Origin of the sequence: Streptomyces sp. NBC_01622, assembly GCF_045209635.1 — a bacterium.
GTDB lineage: Bacteria > Actinomycetota > Actinomycetes > Streptomycetales > Streptomycetaceae > Streptomyces.
Window position 1 is genome coordinate 2,117,219 of the sequence record NZ_CP109293.1, and the last position, 23,662, is coordinate 2,140,880.

Below are 23,662 nucleotides of genomic sequence, written 5' to 3' on the forward strand. Positions count from 1 at the left end.
GTTCCGGTGTCCCACTTTCACCACAGGCTGGCACACCGACACCTTCCCTCGTAAAAGTCAGACTTTTAGATTTGAAGGCGTCCGAGCAGTTCTGCCGCTCTTACCGAGGACTTCTTGAAGATGAACGCGCACACACCCGACAGCTTCGAGTGGACCGATCTCGACCGTCGTGCCGTCGACACCGCCCGTGTTCTGGCCGCTGACGCGGTGCAGAGGGTCGGCAACGGGCACCCGGGCACGGCGATGAGCCTGGCCCCCGCCGCGTACACGATCTTTCAGAAGGTGATGCGTCACGATCCCGCGGATCCCGAGTGGACCGGCCGTGACCGCTTCGTCCTCTCCCCCGGCCACACCTCGCTGACGCTGTACACGCAGCTGTATCTCGCCGGGTACGAGCTGGAGCTGGACGACCTGAAGGCGTTCCGGACGCACGGTTCGAAGACGCCTGGTCACCCCGAGTACGGGCACACGGCCGGTGTGGAGACCACGACCGGCCCGCTCGGACAGGGTGTCGCGAACGCGGTGGGCATGGCGATGGCCGCCCGCTACGAGCGCGGTCTGTTCGACCCCGAGGCCCCCGAGGGCGAGTCGCCCTTCGACCACACCATCTGGGCGATCGTCTCCGACGGCGACCTGGAGGAGGGCATCTCCGCCGAAGCCTCCTCCCTGGCCGGTCACCAGCGGCTCGGCAACCTCGTCTTCGTCTACGACGACAACCACATCTCCATCGAGGGCGACACCGCGACCGCCTTCTCCGAGGACGTGCTGAAGCGGTACGAGGCCTACGGCTGGCACACCCAGCGCATCGAGCCCGGCGCCGACGGCGACATCGACCCGCACGCGCTGTACACGGCGCTGAAGACGGCGCAGGCCGAGACCGGGCGCCCCTCGATCATCGCGATGCGCACGATCATCGCCTGGCCAGCGCCGAACGCACAGAACACCGAGGCCGCCCACGGCTCCGCGCTCGGCGCCGACGAGGTCGCCGCCACCAAGCGCGTCCTCGGCTTCGACCCGGAGAAGTCCTTCGAGGTCGCCGACGAGGTTCTCGCGCACAGCCGCCGGGCCCTGGACCGGGGCGCCGAGGCGCACTCCGCGTGGGACAAGCAGCTCGACAAGTGGCGCGGTGCCCAGCCCGAGCGCGCGAAGCTCTTCGACCGGATCGTGGCCGGTCAGCTCCCCGAGGGCTGGAAGGACGCCCTCCCGGTGTTCGAGGAGGGCTCCTCGGTCGCCACCCGTGCCGCCTCCGGCAGGACCCTCCAGGCGCTCGGCGCGGTCCTGCCCGAGCTGTGGGGCGGCTCCGCCGACCTGGCCGGCTCGAACAACACCACCATCGACAAGACCTCGTCCTTCCTCCCGAAGGGCAACCCGCTCCCGGAGGCCGACCCGTACGGCCGTACGATCCACTTCGGCATCCGCGAGCACTCCATGGCGGCCGAGATGAACGGCATCGCCCTGCACGGCAACACCCGCGTCTACGGCGGCACCTTCCTGGTGTTCTCCGACTACATGCGCAACGCCGTCCGCCTCTCCGCGCTGATGCAGCTCCCGGTGACGTACGTCTGGACGCACGACTCCATCGGTCTCGGCGAGGACGGCCCCACCCACCAGCCGGTCGAGCACCTCGCCTCGCTGCGCGCCATCCCGGGCCTGAACATCGTCCGCCCCGCCGACGCCAACGAGACCGCGATCGCCTGGGCCGAGATCCTCAAGCGGCACGCCACCAGGCCCGCCCCGCACGGCCTCGCGCTGACCCGTCAGGGTGTGCCGACGTACGCGCCCAACCCCGATGCGGCGCGCGGCGGTTACGTCCTGCAGGACTCCTCCACCGGGACCCCGGACGTCGTGCTCATCGCGACCGGTTCCGAGGTCCACCTCGCGGTCGGGGCGCGCGAGCGGCTGGAGGCGGAGGGTGTGGGCACCCGGGTGGTGTCGATGCCGTCCGTGGAGTGGTTCGAGGAGCAGTCGCGCGAGTACCGCGACAGCGTCCTTCCGCCGTCCGTGAAGGCCCGCGTTGCGGTCGAGGCCGGGATCGGTCTCACGTGGTACCGGTTCGTGGGTGACGCAGGACGCATCGTCTCCCTCGAACACTTCGGCGCCTCCGCCGATGCCAAGACCCTGTTCGCCGAGTTCGGTTTCACCGCCGAGAACGTCGCCGCCGCAGCTCGGGAATCCCTTGCCGCCGCGCGCGGTTGATCCGATCGCCAGAAAGAAGATGATCACAGTGACCGAAGTGACCGCCACCGCGGGAACACTCAAGCGCCTGTCCGACGAGGGCGTCTCCATCTGGCTGGACGACCTGTCGCGCAAGCGGATCGAGTCCGGCAACCTCGCCGAACTCGTCGACACCAAGAACGTCGTCGGCGTCACCACCAACCCGTCGATCTTCCAGGCCGCCATCGGCTCCGGTGAGGGCTACGAGGAGCAGCTCGCCGACCTCGCCGTACGCAAGGTGACGGTCGAGGAAGCCGTACGGATGATGACCACGGCCGACGTCCGCGCCGCCGCCGACATCCTGCGCCCGGTCCACGAGGCGACCGGCGGCCGGGACGGCCGGGTCTCCATCGAGGTCGACCCGCGCCTCGCCCACCACACGGCGGCGACCGTCGCCGAGGCCAAGCAGCTGTCCTGGCTGGTGGACCGCCCCAACGTGATGATCAAGATCCCGGCGACGAAGGCCGGTCTCCCCGCCATCACCGAGGTCATCGGCGAGGGCATCAGCGTCAACGTCACGCTGATCTTCTCCCTGGAGCGCTACCGCGAGGTCATGGACGCCTACCTCGCCGGCCTGGAGAAGGCGCAGGCCGCCGGCATCGACCTGGCGACCATCCACTCCGTCGCCTCCTTCTTCGTCTCCCGCGTCGACTCCGAGATCGACAAGCGCCTGACCGCGCTCGGCACGGACGAGGCCCTCGCCCTCAAGGGCAAGGCGGCGCTCGCCAACGCACGGCTCGCGTACGAGGCGTACGAGGAGGTCTTCGCGGGTGACCGCTGGACCGCCCTCGCGGGCGCCAAGGCCAACAAGCAGCGCCCCCTGTGGGCCTCGACCGGCGTGAAGGACCCGTCCTACAAGGACACCCTCTACGTCGACGAGCTGGTCGCGCCCGGCACGGTCAACACCATGCCGGAGGCCACGCTCAACGCCACCGCCGACCACGGTGACATCCACGGCGACACGGTGACCGGCGGCTACGCGCAGGCGCGCGCCGACCTGGACGCCGTAGAACGACTGGGGATCTCCTACGACACCGTCGTCAAGCAGCTGGAGGACGAGGGCGTCGCCAAGTTCGAGGTTGCCTGGCAGGACCTGCTGGACGCCGTCGCGAAGTCGCTGAGCGGGAAGGGGGTCGACGGGGAATGAGCGCGGATCTTCCCACAACGACAACGGCCGAGCAGGGACTCACCGTCGAGGACATCGCGGACGCCCTCGTCACCGACTGGGACAACCCGCTGCGTGACGAGCGCGACCGCCGGCTCCCCCGTATCGCGGGCCCGTCCGGTCTGGTCATCTTCGGTGTCACCGGTGACCTGTCCCGCAAGAAGCTGATGCCCGCCGTCTACGACCTGGCCAACCGCGGCATGCTGCCGCCGGGCTTCTCCCTCGTCGGGTTCGCCCGGCGGGACTGGGAGGACCAGGACTTCGCGCAGGTGGTGCACGACTCCGTACGCGAGCACTCCCGGACCGAGTTCCGCGAGGAGGTCTGGCAGCAGCTCGCCGAGGGGATGCGGTTCATCCCGGGCGACTTCGACGACGACACCGCGTTCAAGCAACTGCGCGCGGCCGTCGACGAGTTGGACACCTCGCGCGGTACCAGCGGCAACTACGCGTTCTATCTCTCCGTACCGCCGAAGTTCTTCCCGAAGGTCGTCCAGCAGCTCAAGAAGCACGGTCTCGCGACGGCCGGCGAGGGTTCCTGGCGGCGCGCGGTCATCGAGAAGCCGTTCGGGCGCGACCTGAAGAGCGCGCGTGAGCTGAACAAGATCGTGCACGAGGTGTTCGACCCGGACCAGGTGTTCCGCATCGACCACTACCTTGGCAAGGAGACCGTCCAGAACATCCTGGCGCTGCGCTTCGCCAACCAGATGTACGAGCCCGTCTGGAACCGGTCCTACGTCGACCACATCCAGATCACGATGGCCGAGGACATCGGCATCGGCGGGCGGGCCGGCTACTACGACGGCATCGGTTCGGCGCGTGACGTCATCCAGAACCACCTGCTCCAACTCATGGCGCTGACCGCCATGGAGGAGCCGATCGCCTTCGACGAGGAGGCGCTGCTCACCGAGAAGCTCAAGGTGCTGAAGTCGGTGCGGCTCCCCAAGGAGCTGGGCGAGCACACGGTGTTCGGGCAGTACGCGGAGGGCTGGCAGGGCGGCGAGAAGGTCGTCGGCTACCTGGAGGAAGACGGCATCGACCCCAAGTCGAAGACCGACACCTACGCGGCCGTCAAGCTGGAGGTCGACAACCGCCGCTGGGCCGGCATCCCCTTCTACCTGCGCACCGGCAAGCGGCTCGGGCGGCGCGTCACGGAGATCGCGGTCGTCTTCAAGCGGGCCCCGCACTCCCCCTTCGACTCCTCCGCCACCGAGGAGCTGGGCCAGAACGCGATCGTCATCCGCGTACAGCCCGACGAGGGCATGACGGTCCGCTTCGGCTCGAAGGTGCCGGGCACCTCGATGGAGATCCGGGACGTCTCCATGGACTTCGCCTACGGCGAGTCGTTCACGGAGTCGAGCCCCGAGGCGTACGAGCGGCTCATCCTGGACGTACTGCTCGGCGACGCCAACCTGTTCCCGCGCCACCAGGAAGTGGAAGAGTCCTGGAAGATCCTCGACCCGATCGAGGAGTACTGGGCACAGAACGGCAGGCCCGCGCAGTACTCCTCGGGCAGTTGGGGTCCCGAGGAGGCGGACGAGATGCTCGCACGAGACGGACGGAGCTGGCGCAGGCCATGAAGATCGACCTGAGCGACACCACGGCAAGCAAGATCAACAAGGCGTTGGTACAGGGTCGCCGCGACATCGGCACCCCTGCCGTGGGCATGGTCCTGACGATGGTCATCGTCACGGACGAGGAGAACGCCTACGACTCGATCAAGGCGGCCGAGGAGGCCTCGCACGAGCACCCCTCGCGCACCCTGGTCGTCATCAAGCGGCACGCCCGCACCCCGCGCGACCGCACCAACTCGCACCTCGACGCCGAGGTCCGGGTCGGCGCCGACGCGGGCACCGGCGAGACGGTCGTGCTGCGGACCTACGGCGAGGTGTCCGACCACGCCGACTCCGTGGTGCTGCCGCTGCTGCTGCCGGACGCGCCGGTCGTCGTCTGGTGGCCGGGGGACGCGCCCGAGATCCCGGCGAAGGACCCGCTGGGCGCCCTCGCGCAGCGCCGGATCACCGACCTGTACGCGGCGGCGAACCCGCTCGAAGCACTGGACTCCCGCGCCCGTGCCTACGCGCCCGGCGACACCGACCTCGCCTGGACCCGGCTCACCCCGTGGCGCTCGATGCTGGCGGCGGCCCTCGACCAGGCCAAGTCCAGGATCACCTCGGGTGCCGTGGAGAGCGAGGCCGAGAACCCGGCCGCCGAGCTGCTGGCCCGCTGGCTGGAGGCCCGACTCAAGGTGAAGATCGACCGCGTGGTCACCGACGGGCCGGTCATCACGGCCGTCCGGCTGGGCACCGGAGCCGGCGACATCGTCATCGACCGCCCCGACGGCCCCCTTGCAACGCTGTCCCTGCCCGGGCAGCCCTCCCGCACCCTCGCGCTGAAGGTCCGCACCACCTCCGAACTCATCGCCGAGGAGCTGCGGCGCCTCGACGCCGACGAGATGTACGCCATCGCCCTCCGGGCCGAGGGCACCAAGGAGACCCCTGCTCATGTCTGACTCCCCCAAGCTCGTGCGGCGGCCCGAGTGGGCCGCGCTGGAGGACCACCGCGCGGGTCAACTGCACCCGCAGCTGCGTGAGTTGTTCGCGGCGGACCCGGGGCGCGCGGAGCGGTACGTGGTCGCCGTCGGCGACCTGCGCATCGACTACTCCAAGCACCTGATCACGGACGAGACCCTCGCCCTCCTCCAGGAACTCGCCACCGCCACCGACGTGTTCGGGCTCCGGGACGCGATGTTCCGCGGCGAGAAGATCAATGTGACCGAGGACCGCGCGGTTCTGCACACCGCGCTGCGCGCCCCGCGTGACGCGGACATCCAGGTCGACGGCGAGAACGTCGTCCCGGCCGTGCACGCGGTCCTCGACAAGATGGCCGGCTTCGCCGAGCGTGTCCGCTCCGGCGAGTGGACCGGGCACACGGGCCGTCGTATCCGCAATGTCGTCAACATCGGCATCGGCGGCTCGGACCTCGGTCCGGCCATGGCGTACGAAGCCCTCCGCGCCTTCACCGACCGCGAGTTGACGGTCCGCTTCGTGTCGAACGTGGACGGCGCCGACCTGCACGAGGCCACCCACGACCTCGACCCGGCGGAGACGCTGTTCATCGTCGCGTCGAAGACGTTCACCACCATCGAGACGATCACCAACGCGACATCCGCCCGGACCTGGCTCCTTGAGGGCCTCGGGGGCGATGACAAGGCCGTCGCGAAGCACTTCGTGGCCCTGTCGACCAACGCCGGGAAGGTGTCGGACTTCGGCATCGACACGGACAACATGTTCGAGTTCTGGGACTGGGTCGGCGGCCGCTACTCCTACGACTCGGCCATCGGGCTGTCACTCATGATTGCCATCGGGCCGGACCGCTTCCGGGAGATGCTCGACGGTTTCCACCTCGTCGACGAGCACTTCCGCACCGCGCCCGCCGAGTCCAACGCGCCCTTGCTCCTCGGCCTGTTGGGCGTCTGGTACGGCAACTTCTTCGACGCCCAGTCGCACGCGGTACTGCCGTACTCGCACTACCTCTCCAAGTTCACCGCCTACTTGCAGCAACTGGACATGGAGTCCAACGGCAAGTCGGTGGACCGGGACGGGAATCCGGTGGAGTGGCAGACCGGGCCGGTGGTGTGGGGCACCCCGGGGACGAACGGGCAGCACGCCTACTACCAACTCATCCACCAGGGCACGAAGTTGATCCCGGCGGACTTCATCGGCTTCGTCAACCCGGTGGCCGAGCTGAGTGACGGGCTGAAGGCGCAGCACGACCTCTTGATGGCCAACTTCTTCGCCCAGACACAGGCGTTGGCGTTCGGCAAGACGCCCGACGAGGTGCGCGCCGAGGGTGTGGCGGAAGAACTGGTCCCGCACAAGACCTTCAAGGGCAACCACCCCACGACCACCATCCTGGCCCGCGAGCTGACCCCCTCCGTGCTCGGCCAGCTCATCGCGCTCTACGAGCACAAGGTGTTCGTGCAGGGCGCGGTCTGGAACATCGACTCCTTCGACCAGTGGGGCGTCGAGCTGGGCAAGGTCCTCGCCAAGCGCGTCGAACCCGCCCTCACCGAAGGCGCCGACGTACCGGGGCTCGACTCCTCCACCGCCGCGCTCGTGGCGACCTACCGGACTCTCCGTAATTCGCAGAATTCCCAGGAAGTGAACTGACATGCAGCTCGGACTGATCGGCCTCGGCAAGATGGGCGGCAACATGCGCGAGCGCATCCGCCGCGCGGGCCACACCGTCATCGGCTACGACCGCAACCCCGAGATCTCCGACGTGAGCGACCTGGCCGAACTGGTCGACAAGCTCGAAGCGCCGCGCACGGTCTGGGTGATGGTCCCGGCCGGCGCCCCGACCCAGTCGGTCGTCGACGAGCTGGGCGGCCTGCTCCAGCCCGGCGACACGGTGGTCGACGGCGGCAACTCCCGCTGGACGGACGACGAGAAGCACGCCGAGGAGCTGGGTGCCAAGGGCATCGGCTTCGTCGACGCGGGCGTCTCGGGCGGCGTGTGGGGCCTGAAGAACGGCTACGCCCTGATGGTCGGCGGCGATGCCGAGAACATCGCCAAGGTCCAGCCCGTCTTCGACGCCCTCAAGCCCGAGGGCGAGTTCGGCTTCGTGCACGCCGGCAAGGTCGGCGCCGGGCACTTCTCCAAGATGGTCCACAACGGCATCGAGTACGCCATGATGCAGGCCTACGCCGAGGGCTGGGAACTCCTGGAGAAGGTCCACTCCGTCACCGACGTCCGCGAGGTCTTCCGCTCCTGGCAGGAAGGCACCGTCATCCGCTCCTGGCTCCTCGACCTCGCCGTCAACGCCCTCGACAGCGACGAGCACCTGGACAAGCTCAAGGGCTACGCCGAGGACTCCGGCGAAGGCCGCTGGACCGTCGAAGCGGCCATCGACAACGCCGTACCCCTGCCCGCCATCACCGCCTCCCTCTTCGCCCGGTTCGCCTCCCGCCAGGAGGACTCACCGCAGATGAAGATGGTCGCAGCCCTGCGCAACCAGTTCGGCGGCCACGCCGTCGAGACCAAGTAGGCGCGCCGTGGGGGATCTTCTGCTGGTCCGCCACGGCGAGACGGAGTGGAGCGTGTCGGGGCGGCACACCAGCTGGACCGACCTGCCCCTCACCCGGCACGGCGAGGAAGAGGCCAAGTCCCTCGCCCCGCTCCTGGCCGGCCGGACCTTCGCACTCGCCCTGACCAGCCCGCTGGACCGCGCGATACGCACCGCCGAACTCGCGGGCATCACCGGGGCCGCACCCGACCCCGACCTGCACGAGTGGGACTACGGCGGCTACGAGGGCGTCACCACCGTCGACATCCACCGCAGCCGCCCCGACTGGTACCTGTGGACCGACGGCGTGCCGCCGGGCCCCGCCGGACACCCGGGCGAGTCCCCGGACGAGATCGGCGCGCGCGCCGACCGGGTGCTGAAGCGGGTGGACTCGGCGCTCGCCGACGGTGACGTGGTCCTGGTGGCGCACGCCCACTTCCTGCGCGTCCTCACGGCGCGCCGGCTGGGCCTGCCGGCGGCGGACGGCCGGCTGTTCCAGCTGGCGACCGGCACCGTCAGCCGACTCTCCACCGAGCACGACCGCCCCGTCGTCGCGGAGTGGAACACCCGACCGTAGCGGCACAACTCCCCGGCCCGGACCGCGCGTTGACGTGCGGCCGGGCCGTCGTCGTCCTCTGTGCCCACGACATCCGCCGGGCTAGAGTCCCCCTTGATGGAGATCAACGATCTGACACCGGCCGAGGAACAGGTGTGGCGGGCCTTCCCGTTGGGCGAGTCCGTGGACTTCCGTACGGCGGAGGACGAGGACATCGCCCTCGGTGGCGACTGGGGGCCCGAACGGACCGTGCGCGCCTCGGTGTTGCGGGCGCTGCTGCTCAACGGGCCGCAGGAAGCAGGGGAGATAGCGTCCCTCAGTCTGGCGGGCGCCCGGATCACCGGCCGGCTCGACCTGCAGTACGCGACGGTCGACCACCCCGTGCGGCTGCGCTACTGCCACTTCGACGAGGTGCCCCGCTGCTACGCGGCCCGGCTGCGCGAACTCAATCTCGGCGACTCCTTCCTGCCGGGACTGACCGCGCACGCGATGCGGGTGGACGGCGTGCTGCGGCTGACCCGGGCCCGGTTCCGCGGTGTGGTGCGGCTCGCTGAGGTCAAGGTCGCCGGGAGTCTGTTCATGGAGGGCTCGGAGATCATCGCCCCGGACGCCGAGGAGCCGGTCCTCCAGCTCAACCAGGCCTCGGTCGGCGACGATCTCCGGGCGGCCGGACTGCGCACCCAGGGGCAGATCAGGCTCAGCGGCGCGAGTGTCGCCGGGTCGGTCAACCTCAACACCGCGCACCTCTCCCACCCCGGGCACTCCGCCATCGACGCCGAGGTGCTCGTCGTCGCGGGCAACATCCTGTTCCGGTACGCCCGGGTGGAGGGCTGGGTCGGACTGCGCGGCGCCCGGATCGCGGGCCGGCTCGACCTGTCGTACAGCACCCTGTCGAACCCCGGCAGCTCCGTGCTGCTGGCGAGCAGCGCCACCATCGGGGAACTCTGGCTGCGGGAGAGCCCGCCCGTCGAGGGCGGTGTCGTGCTGCGCAGTGCCCAGATCGACGTGCTGCTGCTGGAGCCGCAGGTGGTGCCGGGCCAGGTGCACCTCACCAGCCTCGTCTACACCTCGCTCATCCCCCACGAGCCCGCCGAGCGCCGCCTGACCATGCTGGAGCAGGACGGCGACGGCTATGTCCCGCACGCCTACGAGCAGTTGGCCGGCGCCTACCGCCGCACCGGCGACGACTACGCCGCCCGCCGCGTCCAGCTCGCCAAGCAGCGCCGCCTGCGCGGCACCCTCCCGCGGTACGGCCGGATCTGGGGCTACGTCCAGGACGTCACCGTCGGCTACGGCTTCCGCCCGCTGCGCGCCTGCGCCTGGCTGCTGTCGCTGCTGGCCATCGGCTCGATCGCCTACGGCCTCCATCCCCCGGACGCCCTCAAGCCGTCCGAGGCCCCGCACTTCAACTCGGTGTTCTACACCCTCGACCTGCTGCTGCCGGTGATCTCCTTCGGCCAGGAGGAGGCGTTCGCACCGACCGGCTGGTACCAGTACCTCGGCTACGCCCTGATCATCACCGGCTGGATCCTGGCCACGACGGTCGTCACCGGTGTCACCAGGACCGTCAGCCGCCAGTGAGCCGCCGACCGTTGACAGCTGACGTTTCACGCAAGAACATCGGCCCGAACAAGCAGAAACGAACAGCACTGTCGGCCACCCGGGACATCCGTCCCCCGGCGAGCACGTGGCACGACGCCAACGGGGGTAGGACGGTGAAGAGGCCGGCGACCGGCCTTCGTGAACCTGCGCGCGCGGGGCGCCGACAAGGCATCGCGGCCCTGCGCCGCCCGGAGGGGTCTCCGCGTGTACCGGCCGATTTCAGGGGCGGCCGGTGCACGCGGACCCGGGGCTGACTATCGTTGCCCGATCACATGCGCGAAAGGTGGTCGAGGGACGTGGCGGGGGCCGAGTGGATACGGGTGCCGGTCGGCGACGACGCCGGGCGATGGGCCACACGGGGGCGCAGTCGCAAGGTGCTGTTCGTCGTGCACAACGTGACCTCCGCGACCCGGCTCCTCGACGTACTGCCGCTCTTCCACGACGACTTCCGGGTGCAGTTGCTGGTCACGTGCACGGGATCGTCGGCGTTCCGGGCCGGGGTGGCCGAGTTGCTCGCCGAAACGGGGGTGCCGGTGGTGCCCTGGGAACAGGCGACGTCAACATCGGTCGACTTGGCCGTCTCCGCGAGCTTCGGCGGTCAACTCCGGGCACTTACAGGCGTATTGGCCGTGATGTCCCATGGTGTCGGATACACTAAGAGGCTGGGGACACCCAACACCCAACACCCAACACCCGGCGGCAAGGCGGCGGAGGTCGAGGTTCCGGTCTTCGGGTTGTCGCCCGAGTGGCTGCTCGACGACAGCGGGCGTCCCGTCGCCGACGCGCTGGTGCTGTCGCACCCCGAGCAGCTGGCACGGCTGCGTGCCGTCTGCCCCGAGGCCGCGCCGACCGCCGTACTGGCCGGTGATCCCTGCTGGGACCGCATGCTCGCGGCGCGCCCCTGCCGGGAGCGCTACCGGCGGGCGCTCGGCGTCGGGCGGGCGCAGCGCCTGGTGGTGCTCAACTCCACCTGGAACCCGGAGTCCCTGTTCGGCGACGGACCGGCCTCCGGCGACGACGTGCTGCCGTCCCTGCTCCCCCGGCTGACCTCCGAACTCCCCGTCGACGAGTACCGTCTCGCCGCCGTCCTGCACCCCAACATCTGGTACGGCCACGGCCCGGGCCAGATCCGCGCCTGGCTCGACCGCGCCCGCCGAGCCGGACTCACCCTCGTCGACCCGCTGCACGGCTGGCGCCAGGCACTGCTCGCCGCCGACGCGGTCATCGGCGACCACGGCTCGGTGACCTACTACGCCGCCGCCCTCGGCACCCCCGTCCTCCTCGGCGCCGCACCCCTCGCCGGCCTCGCCCCCGACGCCCCGGTGCACGCCTTCGTCGGTACGGCACCCCGTCTGGACCCCGCACTCCCGCTGCGCGCCCAGCTGACCCGACTCATCGACACCCACAGCCCGTTGCCCACCCCGGCCGCCTTCACCAGCTCCGTACCCGGCGAGTCGGCCACCCGCCTCCGGCGCCTCTTCTACGGCATCATCGGCATCCCCGAACCGGACGCGCCCGCGCTGCTCGAACCGCTCCCGCTCCCGCCGTTCGAACCCGCCGCGCACACGGTCCCGCTGCGGGTGCTCACCCGGCTGCTGGGCAGCACCGAGATCTCCGTCGTCCGGTACGCGGGCCCCCACCCGGCGCCCGGCAGTGCGGGCGAGTCCCACACGGCGGTGCACGAGGACACCCGCGAACAGGACCGACTGTCCCTGGCAGACGTGGTGTTCCGGCACGGGACGGCGGACGATCCGCGCTTCGGGTCACCCGCGCTCTGGACCACGGAGGTCCTCGCCCGGCACCCGCGATGCGCCCTCGCCGTCTACGTCACCGACCCCGGCGCGTGCACGGCCCGCACCGCGGACGGCACCCTGCTGCTCCTGCGGACCGAACCGCCGTCGGACGCCGACCCGGTCGCCTGCGCCTCGGCCCTGCACGCCTGGCTGGCCTCCGGCAAGTCGCTGCACGAGGCCGTGGCGCAGGGGCTGACCGTGCACACGGGCGGGGCCGTGCACCGGGTGCGGGTCATCCCCGGCTAGATGTCGCAGCGCTCGCGCAGGAGGCGCAGATACGACAGGTGCTGTTCCGCCTTCTCGTCGCGCAGGGCGCCGGCCGCCTCGTCGATCAGGGCGCGGGCGGCCGTGAACTCGCCCTCGTTCAAGCGGGTTTCGGCGAGGTCGGTGAGGGTGCGGGCCGTGTTGTAGGCCTCGCCGCTCGCGCGGAAGAAGGCCAGCGCGTGTTCCAGGCGGGCGACGGCCTCGGCGGGGCGGCCCAGGCCGCGCAGCGCCCGGCCGCGGTGCCGTTCCAACAGGGCGCGGGCGCGCGGCAGATCGGCGGCGCCCTCGTCTTCGGGGCCGATGCCGTCCAGGATGCCGTAGGCCTCGTCGAAGGCCGAGTACGCCTCGGTGAACCGCCATTGACGCAGCCGGAGCAGGCCGAGGAACTCGACGGCGGAGGCGTGGCCGCGCACATGTCCGGCCGCCCTCTCGTCCCGCGCGGCGGCCAGCGCCTCCGGTTCCGCCTCCTCCCAGCGCCGCAACTCCATGAGGCTGTGGGCGAGTTGGGCATGGAGGGCACCGGCGCCGCGGGTGCCGGGGAAGTGGGCGTCCGCCGTCCGCGCCCCGGTGCGCAGCGCGGGCAGCAGTATGTCGTGGTGGCCGGCCTTGAGCTGGAGCGGCCACAGGGTCTGGCCCAGCAGGACGACGGTGTCCCAGTCGCCGAACTCCTCGGCGGCACGCACCGCTTGGACCAGGTTGGGGGCTTCGGCGGCGAGTGCGGCGACGCCCGCTCCCCGGTTCTCGTACGACAGCGGGGTGGCCGCGGACGGGACGCGCCAGCTCTCGGGCAGCGCCGCCTGCGCGGCGGCGAGGCCGAGGTGCACATAGTGCTGGACGGTGCGGGACACGGCGGCGGAGCACGCGGCGATGCCGTCCGTGGCGGCGGCGGTCCGTTCGGCGTGGGCGCGGACGGCGGGCCGGTAGCGGTGGCGGCCGTCGTCGGTGCGCTCGACGAGGAGGGCGTCGGCCAGTTCGCCGAGGAGCCGGGCTGCCTCGGGTTCGTCGGTGTCGGCCGCGCGCGCCGCCGCGGCGGCGTCGAGGGCGGGCCAGTCGTACAGGCCGGTCAGGCGGTAGAGGCGGGCCGCGTCGGGGGCCAGCAGGCGGTACGAGTCCTCGATGGCGGAGGTCACCGGGTCGGTGTCCGGTCCGGCGGTTGGCTGCGGTGGGGCGGTGAGCCGGGGTGCGGCGGCGCGCAGGGCGTAGGGGGAGCCGGCGCAGCGGTCCAGTACGGCGGGCAGCGTGGCGCGGGCGGCGGTGAGCGCGGGTCTGCCGACGAGTTCGGTGAGGAGTCGCCTCGCGTCCCGGCGGGTCAGCGGGCCGACCGGGATCCGCAACGCGTCGAGGCCGACGAGGGGATTGTGCGCCACGACGAGGGTGACGACGTCCGCGGCCGAGGCGAGCAACGGCTGTACCTGGGCGCCGGATTGGGCGTGGTCGAGGACCACGAGGGCGCGGCGGTCGGTGAGCGAGGACCGGAACAGGGTCGCCCGGTCGGCGGCCGAGGGCGGTATCTCCTCGTCGGGCAGGCCGAGTTGGCGCAGCAGGGTGGTCAGGACCGGCTCGGGGCCGAGGGTGCGCAGGTCGGCGTAGAGCTGTCCGTCGGGGAAGCGGGCCGTCTGCCGTGCGCCCCAGTGGTGGGCGAGGGTGCTGGTGCCGATGCCCTCGGGTCCGTGCAGGAGCACCAGCCGCGGGCGTCCGCCGAAGGGGCGTGTCGCCTCCTTGTCCAGGAGTTTCAGGGCCTCTTGACGGTCCGTGAAGGAACGGGGTGCCGGCGGGAGGCAGTGCCGTCCCGGTCCCGTGATCCGGCCCGGGGTGCGCACGCCGCGCGCGAACCGGGTCCAGATCAGGGCGAGTTCGGGGTCGTCGTGGACGCGGTCGTGGACCATGCGGGCGACGGCGTCGAGTTCGTCGGGGGTCGCCGGTGCGGGCACCTCGCGGCCGGCGAAGCGGCGGACCAGTCCGCCGGCCGACTCCCAGGCCAGCTTGCCGGCCTCGCTCGCCATTCCGGAGCCGACGGCCCCGAACACCGCGGCGATGGCGCTCATGGACACCGGATCGATCACCTCGTGCACTCCCCCGTCGTCCGCACGCCGTCGTGTTGCGGATCAACCTTAGCGTCGGGGAAGGGAGGTGACGATCGGTCACCCCGGGTTGGTGCCCTTCGGGATCCCGTACGCCCGCTCCACCCGCAGCCGCAGCACCAGCCGCCGGTCCCGGACCATGGCCGCCCGGTAGTCGTCCCAGTCGGGATGCTCGCCGAGGACGTCACGGTAGAGCTGGATCAGCTCCTCGACCGTGTCGTCGTGCGGGTCCGCCGCCACCGGTGTGAGGTCGGCCGTGCCCTCGGCGACCGTGTACGCCCACCGGTCGGCGCTGGTCACGTGGTACGAGGCGCGGGGGTCGCGGCGCAGGTTGCGGGTCTTGGCGCGGTCGTCGGTGATCGAGACGCGGATGGTGCGCTCGTCGGGGTAGTAGGCGTGGCTGACGTTCGAGAGCTGGGGCCGGCCGTCGCCCTTGAGGGTGACCAGCACCCCGCCGTGGCCGTCGGACAGCAGCTGAAGGAGAGGGGCGTCGTCCTGTGTCGTGTCCTGAGTCATACCTGCGACAACGGGCACGGCGCGTCCGCCATTCCCGGGTAGACACTGTCTACGGCCGACTGGTAGACAGTGTCTATGAGCGATTCGGAAGCGGCGGGACTGCGGGACCGGCTCGTCGACGTCGGCGTGGAGCTGGTGGCGGGCGAGGGGGCGCAGGCCCTCACCCTGCGGGAGATCGCCCGGCGGGCCGGTGTCTCGCACGGGGCGCCGCGCCGCTACTTCCCCACCCATCTGGAGCTGCTGTCCGCGATCGCGCGGCGCGGCTTCGCCGGCCTGGGCGAACGGGCGGCGGGGGCGATCGGGGACGGTACGGCGAGCCCACGCGCGCAGTTGACGGCGCTGAGCCGCGTCTATCTGGAGTTTGCGCTCGACAACCCCGGCATGTACGAGCTGATGTTCCGTCACGATCTGCTGGAGAGCGGGCACTTGGGGCTTCGGGAGACCAGCCTGCCGTTGTTCGGCGTGCTGGTGGACCTGGTCGGGCGGGCCCGTCCCGATGTGGACGCCCGCCGGGTCGCGGGCGCGTTGTGGGCGAACCTGCACGGCCTCGCCCAGCTCTGGCGCTGGGGCAGCCTCCAACTCGCCACCGGCGCCGACGACTTCGTACCCCTGCTGCGGTCCGTCCTCGACGCGCACCTCGGTCCGGAGGAGGCCCGGTGACCGCGCATCGGCGGCTCGTCCTGGCGAGCAGTGTGGCGGGGGCGGCGATCGTCGCACTGGACGGGACCGTCCTCACCGTCGTACAGCCCACGTTGCAGCGGGAGTTGGGGGCGTCGCCGGCGCAGGTCCAGTGGACGAGCACCGCGTATCTGGTCGCCGTGGCGAGCCTGTTGGTGCCGGCCGGGCGGATCGGGGACCGGTACGGACACCAGCGGGTGTTCGCGCTGGGCATGCTCGGCTTCGGGGTCGCCTCGGCCGGGGTCGGGCCGGCGCCCGGTGTCGGCTGGGTGATCGGACTCCGGGTCGTGCAGGGGGTGTTCGGGGCGCTGCTCCAGCCGGCCACGCTGGGCATGCTGCGGGCCGCGTTCCCGCCCGACCGCCTTGCCATGCCGATCGCCGTACGGACGAGTGTGATCGGGGTGGCCGCGGCGGCCGGACCACTGGTGGGCGGGGCGTTGGTGAGCGCGGTGGGCTGGCGGGCGGTGTTCTTCCTCCATGTCGTGCCCTCGCTGGTGTTCGGCGTGCTCGCCCTCACCGTGCGGGGGCCCGAGCGGCGGGAGTCGCACGGCGTGCGGTTCGATCTGGCCGGGGCCCTGCTGCTGGCGCTGTCCCTCGCCGCGCTCATCCAGGCGCTGGCGGATCCGCGCGGTTCGGCCGCCGGGCTGTCGGTGTCCGTGCTCGCCGGCTTCGCCTTCGTACGCCATGAGCGCCGGACGGAGCAGCCGCTGCTGCCGCCGGACGTCGTCGGGTCGGCGGCGATCCGCGGCGCGCTCGGCATGCTGCTCGCGGCCTCGGCCGCGTTCTCCGGAACGCTGTTCGTCGTCACCTATGTCCTCCAGGACGCGATGGGGCTCAGCCCCTTCCAAAGCGCCCTGCGGGGGCTGCCGTTGGCGGCGGCGATGGTCCTCGCGGCACCCGTGTGCCCGTTGGTGCTGCGCCGGGCCGGGGCACGTCGTACCGCCGGAGCGGCGATGGTGGTCGTGGCGCTGGCCGTTCTCGTGCTGTCGCGGGCCTCGGGCACGGTCGTGGTGTGCGGGGGATTCGCCCTGCTGGGGGCCGGGTTCGGGACGGTGATGGTGGCGGCCACGCAGGTGGTGGTGCGGGCGGCGGCCGTGGAGTCCGCCGGGGTGGCGGGCGGGCTCAAGCAGACCGCGGTGAACGTGGGTCCGACGCTGGGCATCGCCGCGGGAAGCGCGCTGATGGCCGCGAGCGGCTCCACGGCGGCCCTCTCCGTCCTCGCCGGATTGGCCCTGACCGGTGCTCTCGCGTGCCTCGTACTGCCCGGCCGGACAGTCGCGTCGCTCACACATCACGGCGTTACAGGAGACCGCGCAGGTGTTCCTGCGCGACGATGAGTTCCGAGGTGTCCGGGGCCGGGTATGCGGGACCCCACCTCGTGAACGCAATTCGGAGGAGAGCCATGGCACAGCTGCGACAAGAGGTCGACCCGGACGAGGTCGGACTGGATCACAAGGCGCTGGACCGCCTGGACCAGCACTTCGCCCACTACGTCGACGTGGAGCGCCTGCCGGGCTTCCTGGTGTCCGTGGCCCGCGGCGGCCGTGTCGCCCACCTCACCGCCCACGGGCACCGGGATGTGGCGGCCGGGCTGCCCGTCACGCCGGACACCTTGTACCGGATCTACTCCATGACCAAACCGGTCACCGCGGTCGCCGCGCTGCTCCTGATGGAGGAGGGCAAGCTCTCCCTGGACGACCCGGTCGCCGACCACCTCCCGGCCTTCGCCGACCTGCGGGTCTACGACAGCGGCTCCGGCGCCGACCTGAAGACCCGGCCGGTCGAACAGCCGATGCTGATCCGGCACTTGATGACCCACACCTCGGGCCTCACCTTCGCCTTCTACCACTCGCACCCCGTCGACGCCCTCTACCGGGAGGCGGGCCTGGAGTCGTCCGTGCCGGCCGGTGCCAACCTGGCCGAGACGATGGACGTGTACGCGAGCCTGCCGCTCCAGTTCGAGCCGGGCACGCAGTGGAACTACTCCGTCTCCTCGAACGTGCTGGGCCGGGTCGTCGAGGTGGTGTCCGGGCAGCGGCTCGACGAGTTCTTCGCCGAGCGGATCTTCCGCCCGCTCCGCATGCCGGACGCCGGCTTCCGGGTACCGGACGAGAAGGCGGGCCGGCTGGCCGAGTTGTACGGCGACGCCGACGGCGGCGGGATCGAGCCGATCCTCGGGCTGCCGCTGCGGGGCGGCCGGCCACGGTTCCTGTCGGGCAGCGGCGGGCTGGCGGCGAGCCCGTACGACGTGCACCGGTTCGCGGAGTTCCTGCGGCGCCGGGGCGAACTCGACGGCGTCCGGCTGCTGGCCCCCGAGACCGTCGACCTGATGGCCAGCAACCACCTTCCCGGCGGCGCCGACATGCGCGCCTTCGGCAGCCCCGCCCACCAGGAGCCGGGCAACGACGGCATCGGTTTCGGCCTCAGTGTCTCCGTGGTCGTCGACCCCGAGCGCACCCAGGCCCCGGCGGGGCTGGGCACGTTCGGGTGGAGCGGGGTCGCGACGACGACGTTCTGGGTGGACCCGAGCCGGGACCTGACCGTGCAGTTCATGACCCAGCTGCGGCCGAAGTCCTCGCTGAAGATCATGCCCGAGCTGAAGCAGCTGCTGCACGAGGCGGTCACGGACTGATCCGCGACCGCCCGCTCACTGATCCACCCGCAGGGTGAACTCCAGCCCCTCCCCCGCCAGTTCGCTCAGCCACTCCCGGGACCGCGGTGCCGTCTCGGCCGCCCGGTTCAGGCCGGACGGCAGGTCGTCGGTGAGGATGTGACGGACGGCGAGGGACAGGGGGCGCGAGACACAGCGGGCCATCGCGCTCTCCTCCTCGTCGCCCACCAGGTCGAGGAGGTAACTGCCGGACCAGGTACGGCCCGTGTCGCCGCGGACGTCCAGGGACACGGCGAGGACGACCCGGTCGTGGTCGGCCTCCGTGGTGGGGTAGGCGGCCGCCAACTCCCTTGCCAGCGCGGCGATCCTGGTGTCGTCGCCCGCCTTCAGCTCCTCGAACACCGGCTCCCAGGCCCGCAGCCAGCCCTCGAGCCGCAGCGTGCCCCGCACGAAGGTCCGCGGCTGCCAGGCCGCGGGCAGCCCGTACTGCTCGATGAAGGGCACGCTGTCCCGGTTCGGATAGACCTCGAAGGTCTCGCCGTCGACGACATGCGGCCGGGTCCCCTCCCAGGGCCGCTCGGCGACGGTCTCCGCCCCGTCCTCCAGATAGCGCGCCGGTGACCGCAGCGCGCCCAGGACTCCGGCGGGCGCCCAACTGAAGCGGTACCGGAAGTCGTTGGGCACCGCGGGGACCCCGCCGCAGTACGAGGTGAGGCTGTAGGAGGCCGCCGTGTCCGCACCGATCGCCTCCTGTGCGCGGGCGATCAGGCCGTGCGCGAAGAGATGGTCGATACCGGGGTCGAGTCCGGCCTCGGTGAGGACGACGATGCCCGCCTTCTCGGCGGCCGGTACCTGTTCGAGGACGGCGTCCGACACATAGCTGGAGCAGGCGAAGTGGGCCCGCCGCCGGACACAGGCGGCCAGCAGCGCGGCGTGTTCGGGGGCGGGCAGCATGGAGACGACGACGTCACCGGGGACCAGTTCGGCGGTGAGCGCGGCGGGGTCGAAGGCGCGCGGTTGCGCGCGTCCCGTCAGCCCCAGGTGGTCGAGGGCCCGGGCCGCCCGGTCCTCGGTGCGGTGCCACAGCCTTACCCGGCCGGCCGCGCCGCACAGCAGGGCGAGCCCGCTGCCCGTGGACAGCCCGGCGCCGATCCAGTGCACGGTACCGCTCGCGCGCACCACGTCAGACATGGCCCGACTCCCCGTCCGCCACGGCGATTCCGAGTTCCCGGGCCTTCGTGCGGAACAGATCCAGGCAGCGAACCCACGCCCCGCCGGTCCCGAAGTCCACGAGCTGGGGCAGCAGGGCGGCCGAGAAGTCGGTGCTGGACTCCTTGGGCAGGAGGGACGGCAGGTTGTCGATGGCGATGAGGTCGAGCGGGGGCCGTTCGTGCAACTGCCGTACCGGGGCGTCCCATTCGGTCGTGCGGTCGTAGACCGGCAGGACGTTGAGGGGCGAGCCGACGTCGCAGGTGACGTCGGAGACGGTGCGGAGGCGGCGGCTCGGGTCGTCGAGGTCCCGCGCGCGCAGGAAGGGCGGGACGGGGGTGGTCGCCAGGACGCAGTTGACCAGGACGTCGTGGGCCAACAGGGCCGGGCGGTCCAGGTTCTGGGTCTCCGCCAGGTCCCAACTCGTCGGCTCGATCCCGGCCGCGCCGAACGCGGCCCGCGCTCCCCGGCCGCTGCGGCCCAGCGCGCCGATCACCAGCGCTCTGAACTCCGCGTCCCCGGCCGCCAGTTGGAGCGTCTCGTCCAGTTCCTCCTTCGAGGTGGGCGTGAGGGGTGCGCCCAGTCGGCCCCGGTGCTGGAGGACGGCGAGGGCCGCGCCCAGGTAGCCGGCCCAGAAGCCGAACGCGGCGAGGCGGCGGCCGGTGTCGTCCACCAGGTATTCGAGGTCGAGGAGCGCGCCGCCGCCGGTGCCGAAGCGGCGCAGCCGGTCCGTCGCGCCGGGCTGGCCCTTGTAGGCGTGACCGAAGAAGATATGACGGTGTGTCAACTCCGTCGGTTCGTCCGGGAGTTCCTTCAGGCCGAGGATCACCGCGTCCTTCGGCGCCGACACCCAGGAACCCGCCGGTACCGCTTTCGCGCCGACCGCCTCGTACTCCTCGACCGGGAAGATCCGCTGCGGGGACTCCTCGACCGTCAGGGTCACGCCGCTCTCGAGGAGCCGGCGGGCGTCGGCGGGGACGACCGGGGTGCGGCGTTCGGTCGTGCGGGTCTCGTGGCGCAGCCACAGATGCAGCTCGGTCATACCAGGTTGTCCTCCGGGCGCGGGGCGTCGGCCGCGAACCGGCCGGCGCTCAGGGGGCTGACGTCCACGAAGGGTACGCGGCCGAGGTACAGGTCGCGGATCACCTCGCCGACGGCCGGCGCCTGGAGGAAACCGTGGCCGGAGAAACCCGTCGCGTACAGGAAGCGGGAATGCGAAGTCGCCTCGCCGATCAAGGCGTTGTGGTCCGGCGTGTTCTCGTACAGGCCCGCCCAGCCGCCGGTGCGGCGCAGGTCGAGGAGGCCGGGAGCGCGCCGCCGCATGGCCTCGGCGAGACGCGGGATCCAGCGGTCGTGGGTGTCGGTGGCGAACCCGGGACGCTCGTCCGGGTCGGACATGCCGACGAGGAGGCCGGGGCCCTCGGTGTGGAAGTAGAGGCTCGTCGTGAAGTCGATCGTCATGGGGAGCGTGGGCGGCAGCCCGGGGACGGGTTCCGTGACGGCGATCTGGCGGCGCAGCGGCTGCACGGGAAGGTCCACGCCCACCATCGCGCCGATGGCCCTGGACCAGGCGCCGGCCGCGCAGATCACCGTGTTCGTGTCGATGCGGCCGAGTGTCGTGATCACGGCGGTGACGTGGTCGCCGTAGGTCTCGATGCCGGTGACGTCGGTGTGGCGCAGGATCGTCGCGCCGTGCGCGCGGGCGGCGGAGGCGTAGCCGTGCACGACGGCCTCGGGGGTGCAGTGGCCGTCGTCGGGCGAGTAGGCGGCGGCGATGAGGCCTTCGGTTTCGATCAGCGGGGAGAGGCGGCGGGCCTCGGCGGGGTCGATGATGCGGCTGGGCACGTCGAGGGAGTTCTGCAGCCGGACGCCCGCCTCGAAGGAGGCGACGTCCTCGGGCCTCGACAGCAGGAACAGATAGCCGACGCGATGTAACCCGATGTCGTGGCCGGTGTCCTCCTCGAAGCGGTCGAAGGCCTCCAGGCTGCGGGCGCCCAGCTGCACGTTGAGCCCGTCGGAGAACTGCGCCCGTACCCCGCCTGCCGCCTTCGAGGTGGACCCGGCGGCGAGTTCGTCCCGTTCGACCAGGACCACGTCTCTGACGCCGGCCCGGGCCAGGTGGTAGGCGATGCTGGTACCGATGACCCCGCCGCCGATGACGACGACCTCGGCCTGACGCTTCACGGGCGCTCCTTCTGTGCCGCGCCGGTGACGGCCCGGGCCGCGGCAGCGTCCTGGATGCCGGGTCCGGCGCCGTTGTGGGGGACGTGCGGTTCAGCGACCCGGTCGCCGGAGAGGAAGAGGACGTAGTCGGTCATTCCCTCTTCCTGTCCGGACTCCGCCCACCGGAATCAGGACCAGTGCGCCACCGCGTCCAGATGGGGCAGGTGGTGGTCGAGACGCTCCCGCTTGGTGCGCAGGTAGGTGATGTTGTTCTCGCAGGGCGGGATCAACAGCGGTACCTCTTCGGTGACTTTGATGCCGTGTTCCAGCAACGCCTCGCGTTTGCGCGGGTTGTTGGAGAGCAGGCGGACGCTCGCCACGCCCAGGTCGTGCAGGATCTCGGCGGCCACGCCGTAGTCGCGGGCGTCGACCGGCAGGCCGAGGGCGAGGTTCGCCTCGACGGTGTCCAGGCCCTCCGCCTGCAGCGCCATCGCGCGCAGCTTGGCGAGCAGGCCTATGCCGCGGCCCTCGTGACCCCTCAAGTAGACGACTATGCCCCGGCCTTCGGCGACCACGGCCCGCATCGCCGCGTCCAGCTGGTCGCCGCACTCGCAGTGCTGCGAGCCGAAGGCGTCGCCCGTCAGGCACTCCGAGTGCAGCCGGGTGAGTACGTCGTCCGTGCCGATGTCGCCGTAGACCAGGGCCACTTGCTCGTCACCGCGGTCGTGGTCCAGGTAACCGATCGCCTGGAATTTGCCGTACACGGTGGGCAAGGGAGCATTCACGACGCGTTCCGCGCCCCTGGGCTGCGCGGACTTCTGCTTGCCGAGTACGCCAATGTTTTCTGTCATGATCTGGTTCCTAAGCAGAGACGAAAGGCCGTGAAACAATGAATGGTTCGGGCTCACGGACGGCGGCATACGGACTGGTGCCGGCGGACACCACGGAGGACGTACGGGCTAGGGAGGCAGGTGTCTCAGCACAGGTCGCGGTCCTTCCGGTCGGCAGTTTCGAGCAGCACGGCCCGTATCTTCCGCTGGCGACCGACACCCTCGTCGCCTGTGCCGTGGCCCGGGAGATCGCCGCGGCGTACCCGGTACACCTGCTCCCGCCGGTGACGATCGCCTGCTCGCAGGAGCACGCGGCCTGGCCGGGGACCGTCAGCATCTCTTCCGTGACCCTTCATGCGGTGGTGCGGGACATCGCGGACTCGCTCCGCCGCTCGGGGGTCGGGACCCTGGTGGTGGTCAACGGTCACGGCGGAAACTATGTACTGGGCAACGTCGTTCAGGAGTCCTCCGCGCGCGGTGAGCGGATGGCGCTGTTCCCGGCCGCCGAGGACTGGGAGGCGGCGCGGGAGCGGGCCGGGGTGCTGACCTCGCTGCTCACCGATATGCACGCGGGGGAAATCGAGACCTCCATTCTTCTGCACGCTCATCCCGAATTGATCCGTCCCGGTTATGAGACCTCCGATTTCGTCGCCGACGACCGTCGCCATCTCCTGACGCTCGGTATGGCCGGCTATACCGAGTCGGGCGTCATCGGGCGCCCGTCCCTCGGCTCGGCGGAAAAGGGGAAGGCCTTGCTGGCGAGCCTCGCCGATTCCTTCGGCGCGTATTTCTCGCTGCTGACCGCGGACTCCTGAGCAGGTGCCGGGTCCGGTACGGCGGTGCCGGGCCCGGCGGTGCGCAGGCCGGTGTACCAGCGGGCGACCAGGACGAACAGGCCGGGCAGGGCGGCGGCGAA

The 23,662-nt window shown here is 71.2% G+C and carries 20 protein-coding genes; 13 read left to right on the forward strand and 7 right to left on the reverse strand.

Annotated elements, in window-relative coordinates; translation table 11 throughout:
• The first annotated feature begins 120 nt into the window (after positions 1-120).
• The 9 genes from tkt to OH768_RS09795 all read left to right on the forward strand — a co-directional run bounded on the left by tkt (position 121) and on the right by OH768_RS09795 (position 12,640).
• On the forward strand, positions 121-2,196 hold the full coding sequence (tkt, locus tag OH768_RS09755) for a transketolase (protein ID WP_406452081.1): 2,076 nt from the start codon (positions 121-123) through the stop codon (positions 2,194-2,196).
• 19 nt (positions 2,197-2,215) lie between these two features.
• Positions 2,216-3,361 (forward strand): transaldolase, encoded by a 1,146-nt coding sequence (gene tal, locus OH768_RS09760; RefSeq protein WP_406452083.1) that lies wholly within the window; start codon positions 2,216-2,218, stop codon positions 3,359-3,361.
• Positions 3,358-4,956 carry a glucose-6-phosphate dehydrogenase gene (gene zwf / locus OH768_RS09765; RefSeq protein WP_406452085.1) on the forward strand — a complete coding sequence of 533 codons (1,599 nt, stop codon included), beginning with the start codon at positions 3,358-3,360 and terminating at the stop codon, positions 4,954-4,956. The genes tal and zwf overlap by 4 nt, the downstream gene beginning before the upstream one ends.
• Complete coding sequence (gene opcA / locus OH768_RS09770; protein WP_406452087.1) at positions 4,953-5,888, forward strand: glucose-6-phosphate dehydrogenase assembly protein OpcA; 936 nt, start codon at positions 4,953-4,955, stop codon at positions 5,886-5,888. The genes zwf and opcA overlap by 4 nt, the downstream gene beginning before the upstream one ends.
• The gene (pgi, locus tag OH768_RS09775; protein ID WP_406452089.1) at positions 5,881-7,548 is read left to right on the forward strand and encodes a glucose-6-phosphate isomerase; all 1,668 of its coding nucleotides are present in this window, start codon (positions 5,881-5,883) and stop codon (positions 7,546-7,548) included. Before opcA ends, pgi begins: the two co-directional genes overlap by 8 nt.
• Position 7,549: 1 nt before the next feature.
• Positions 7,550-8,425: a phosphogluconate dehydrogenase (NAD(+)-dependent, decarboxylating) gene (gnd, locus tag OH768_RS09780; RefSeq protein WP_406452091.1), complete on the forward strand. Its 876-nt coding sequence runs from the start codon at positions 7,550-7,552 to the stop codon at positions 8,423-8,425.
• 7 nt (positions 8,426-8,432) lie between these two features.
• A complete protein-coding gene (locus tag OH768_RS09785; RefSeq protein WP_406452093.1) occupies positions 8,433-9,020 on the forward strand; it encodes a histidine phosphatase family protein in 588 nt (195 codons plus the stop codon).
• Positions 9,021-9,116: 96 nt separating this feature from the next.
• A complete protein-coding gene (locus OH768_RS09790) occupies positions 9,117-10,580 on the forward strand; it encodes a membrane-associated oxidoreductase (protein ID WP_406452095.1) in 1,464 nt (487 codons plus the stop codon).
• A 293-nt stretch (positions 10,581-10,873) separates the two neighbouring features.
• A complete protein-coding gene (locus OH768_RS09795; protein ID WP_406452097.1) occupies positions 10,874-12,640 on the forward strand; it encodes a hypothetical protein in 1,767 nt (588 codons plus the stop codon).
• Here OH768_RS09795 and OH768_RS09800 read toward each other — a convergent pair.
• On the reverse strand, positions 12,637-14,703 hold the full coding sequence (locus OH768_RS09800; RefSeq protein WP_406465206.1) for a tetratricopeptide repeat protein: 2,067 nt from the start codon (positions 14,701-14,703) through the stop codon (positions 12,637-12,639). The genes OH768_RS09795 and OH768_RS09800 overlap by 4 nt on opposite strands.
• Before the next feature lie 96 nt (positions 14,704-14,799).
• Positions 14,800-15,255 carry a PPOX class F420-dependent oxidoreductase gene (locus OH768_RS09805; RefSeq protein ID WP_406452099.1) on the reverse strand — a complete coding sequence of 152 codons (456 nt, stop codon included), beginning with the start codon at positions 15,253-15,255 and terminating at the stop codon, positions 14,800-14,802.
• Between the two features lie 75 nt (positions 15,256-15,330).
• Between OH768_RS09805 and OH768_RS09810 the strand changes: the two genes are divergently transcribed.
• From OH768_RS09810 to OH768_RS09820, 3 genes are all read left to right on the forward strand, one after another.
• Positions 15,331-15,915 (forward strand): TetR/AcrR family transcriptional regulator, encoded by a 585-nt coding sequence (locus OH768_RS09810; protein WP_406452101.1) that lies wholly within the window; start codon positions 15,331-15,333, stop codon positions 15,913-15,915.
• Positions 15,912-17,270, forward strand: a complete 1,359-nt coding sequence (locus tag OH768_RS09815; RefSeq protein WP_406452103.1) for an MFS transporter — start codon at positions 15,912-15,914, stop codon at positions 17,268-17,270. The genes OH768_RS09810 and OH768_RS09815 overlap by 4 nt, the downstream gene beginning before the upstream one ends.
• A 65-nt stretch (positions 17,271-17,335) precedes the next feature.
• Entirely contained in the window at positions 17,336-18,565 is a 1,230-nt protein-coding gene (locus OH768_RS09820; protein ID WP_406452105.1) for a serine hydrolase domain-containing protein, read from the forward strand.
• Between the two features lie 15 nt (positions 18,566-18,580).
• On the opposite strand, the gene OH768_RS09825 is transcribed toward OH768_RS09820, so the two are convergent.
• The 5 genes from OH768_RS09825 to ribA are packed head-to-tail and all read right to left on the reverse strand — an operon-like array spanning position 18,581 to position 22,767.
• Positions 18,581-19,735: a saccharopine dehydrogenase family protein gene (locus tag OH768_RS09825; protein ID WP_406452107.1), complete on the reverse strand. Its 1,155-nt coding sequence runs from the start codon at positions 19,733-19,735 to the stop codon at positions 18,581-18,583.
• Positions 19,728-20,795, reverse strand: coding sequence for a saccharopine dehydrogenase (locus OH768_RS09830; RefSeq protein WP_406452109.1), 1,068 nt, complete (start codon positions 20,793-20,795; stop codon positions 19,728-19,730). Before OH768_RS09830 ends, OH768_RS09825 begins: the two co-directional genes overlap by 8 nt.
• The gene (locus tag OH768_RS09835) at positions 20,792-21,937 is read right to left on the reverse strand and encodes an NAD(P)/FAD-dependent oxidoreductase (RefSeq protein WP_406452111.1); all 1,146 of its coding nucleotides are present in this window, start codon (positions 21,935-21,937) and stop codon (positions 20,792-20,794) included. Before OH768_RS09835 ends, OH768_RS09830 begins: the two co-directional genes overlap by 4 nt.
• Positions 21,934-22,071 (reverse strand): hypothetical protein, encoded by a 138-nt coding sequence (locus OH768_RS09840; protein WP_406452113.1) that lies wholly within the window; start codon positions 22,069-22,071, stop codon positions 21,934-21,936. The genes OH768_RS09835 and OH768_RS09840 overlap by 4 nt, the downstream gene beginning before the upstream one ends.
• Before the next feature lie 33 nt (positions 22,072-22,104).
• Complete coding sequence (gene ribA / locus OH768_RS09845; RefSeq protein ID WP_359609727.1) at positions 22,105-22,767, reverse strand: GTP cyclohydrolase II; 663 nt, start codon at positions 22,765-22,767, stop codon at positions 22,105-22,107.
• A 38-nt stretch (positions 22,768-22,805) separates the two neighbouring features.
• Here ribA and OH768_RS09850 point away from each other — a divergent pair, with 38 nt between their 5' ends.
• Positions 22,806-23,561, forward strand: coding sequence for a creatininase family protein (locus tag OH768_RS09850; RefSeq protein ID WP_406452115.1), 756 nt, complete (start codon positions 22,806-22,808; stop codon positions 23,559-23,561).
• Positions 23,562-23,662: the final 101 nt, after the last annotated feature.

Coding starts and splice junctions, on each gene's coding strand:
- zwf (WP_406452085.1), top strand. CDS start 3,358: ATGAGCGCGGATCTTCCCACAACGACAACGGCCGAGCAGGGACTCACC.
- OH768_RS09800 (WP_406465206.1), bottom strand. CDS start 14,703: ATGAGCGCCATCGCCGCGGTGTTCGGGGCCGTCGGCTCCGGAATGGCG.
- OH768_RS09810 (WP_406452101.1), top strand. CDS start 15,331: ATGAGCGATTCGGAAGCGGCGGGACTGCGGGACCGGCTCGTCGACGTC.
- opcA (WP_406452087.1), top strand. CDS start 4,953: ATGAAGATCGACCTGAGCGACACCACGGCAAGCAAGATCAACAAGGCG.
- OH768_RS09805 (WP_406452099.1), bottom strand. CDS start 15,255: ATGACTCAGGACACGACACAGGACGACGCCCCTCTCCTTCAGCTGCTG.
- OH768_RS09850 (WP_406452115.1), top strand. CDS start 22,806: ATGAATGGTTCGGGCTCACGGACGGCGGCATACGGACTGGTGCCGGCG.
- OH768_RS09830 (WP_406452109.1), bottom strand. CDS start 20,795: ATGACCGAGCTGCATCTGTGGCTGCGCCACGAGACCCGCACGACCGAA.
- tkt (WP_406452081.1), top strand. CDS start 121: ATGAACGCGCACACACCCGACAGCTTCGAGTGGACCGATCTCGACCGT.
- OH768_RS09790 (WP_406452095.1), top strand. CDS start 9,117: ATGGAGATCAACGATCTGACACCGGCCGAGGAACAGGTGTGGCGGGCC.
- OH768_RS09825 (WP_406452107.1), bottom strand. CDS start 19,735: ATGTCTGACGTGGTGCGCGCGAGCGGTACCGTGCACTGGATCGGCGCC.
- tal (WP_406452083.1), top strand. CDS start 2,216: ATGATCACAGTGACCGAAGTGACCGCCACCGCGGGAACACTCAAGCGC.
- ribA (WP_359609727.1), bottom strand. CDS start 22,767: ATGACAGAAAACATTGGCGTACTCGGCAAGCAGAAGTCCGCGCAGCCC.
- OH768_RS09795 (WP_406452097.1), top strand. CDS start 10,874: ATGCGCGAAAGGTGGTCGAGGGACGTGGCGGGGGCCGAGTGGATACGG.
- OH768_RS09820 (WP_406452105.1), top strand. CDS start 17,336: ATGGCACAGCTGCGACAAGAGGTCGACCCGGACGAGGTCGGACTGGAT.
- OH768_RS09840 (WP_406452113.1), bottom strand. CDS start 22,071: ATGACCGACTACGTCCTCTTCCTCTCCGGCGACCGGGTCGCTGAACCG.
- pgi (WP_406452089.1), top strand. CDS start 5,881: ATGTCTGACTCCCCCAAGCTCGTGCGGCGGCCCGAGTGGGCCGCGCTG.
- gnd (WP_406452091.1), top strand. CDS start 7,550: ATGCAGCTCGGACTGATCGGCCTCGGCAAGATGGGCGGCAACATGCGC.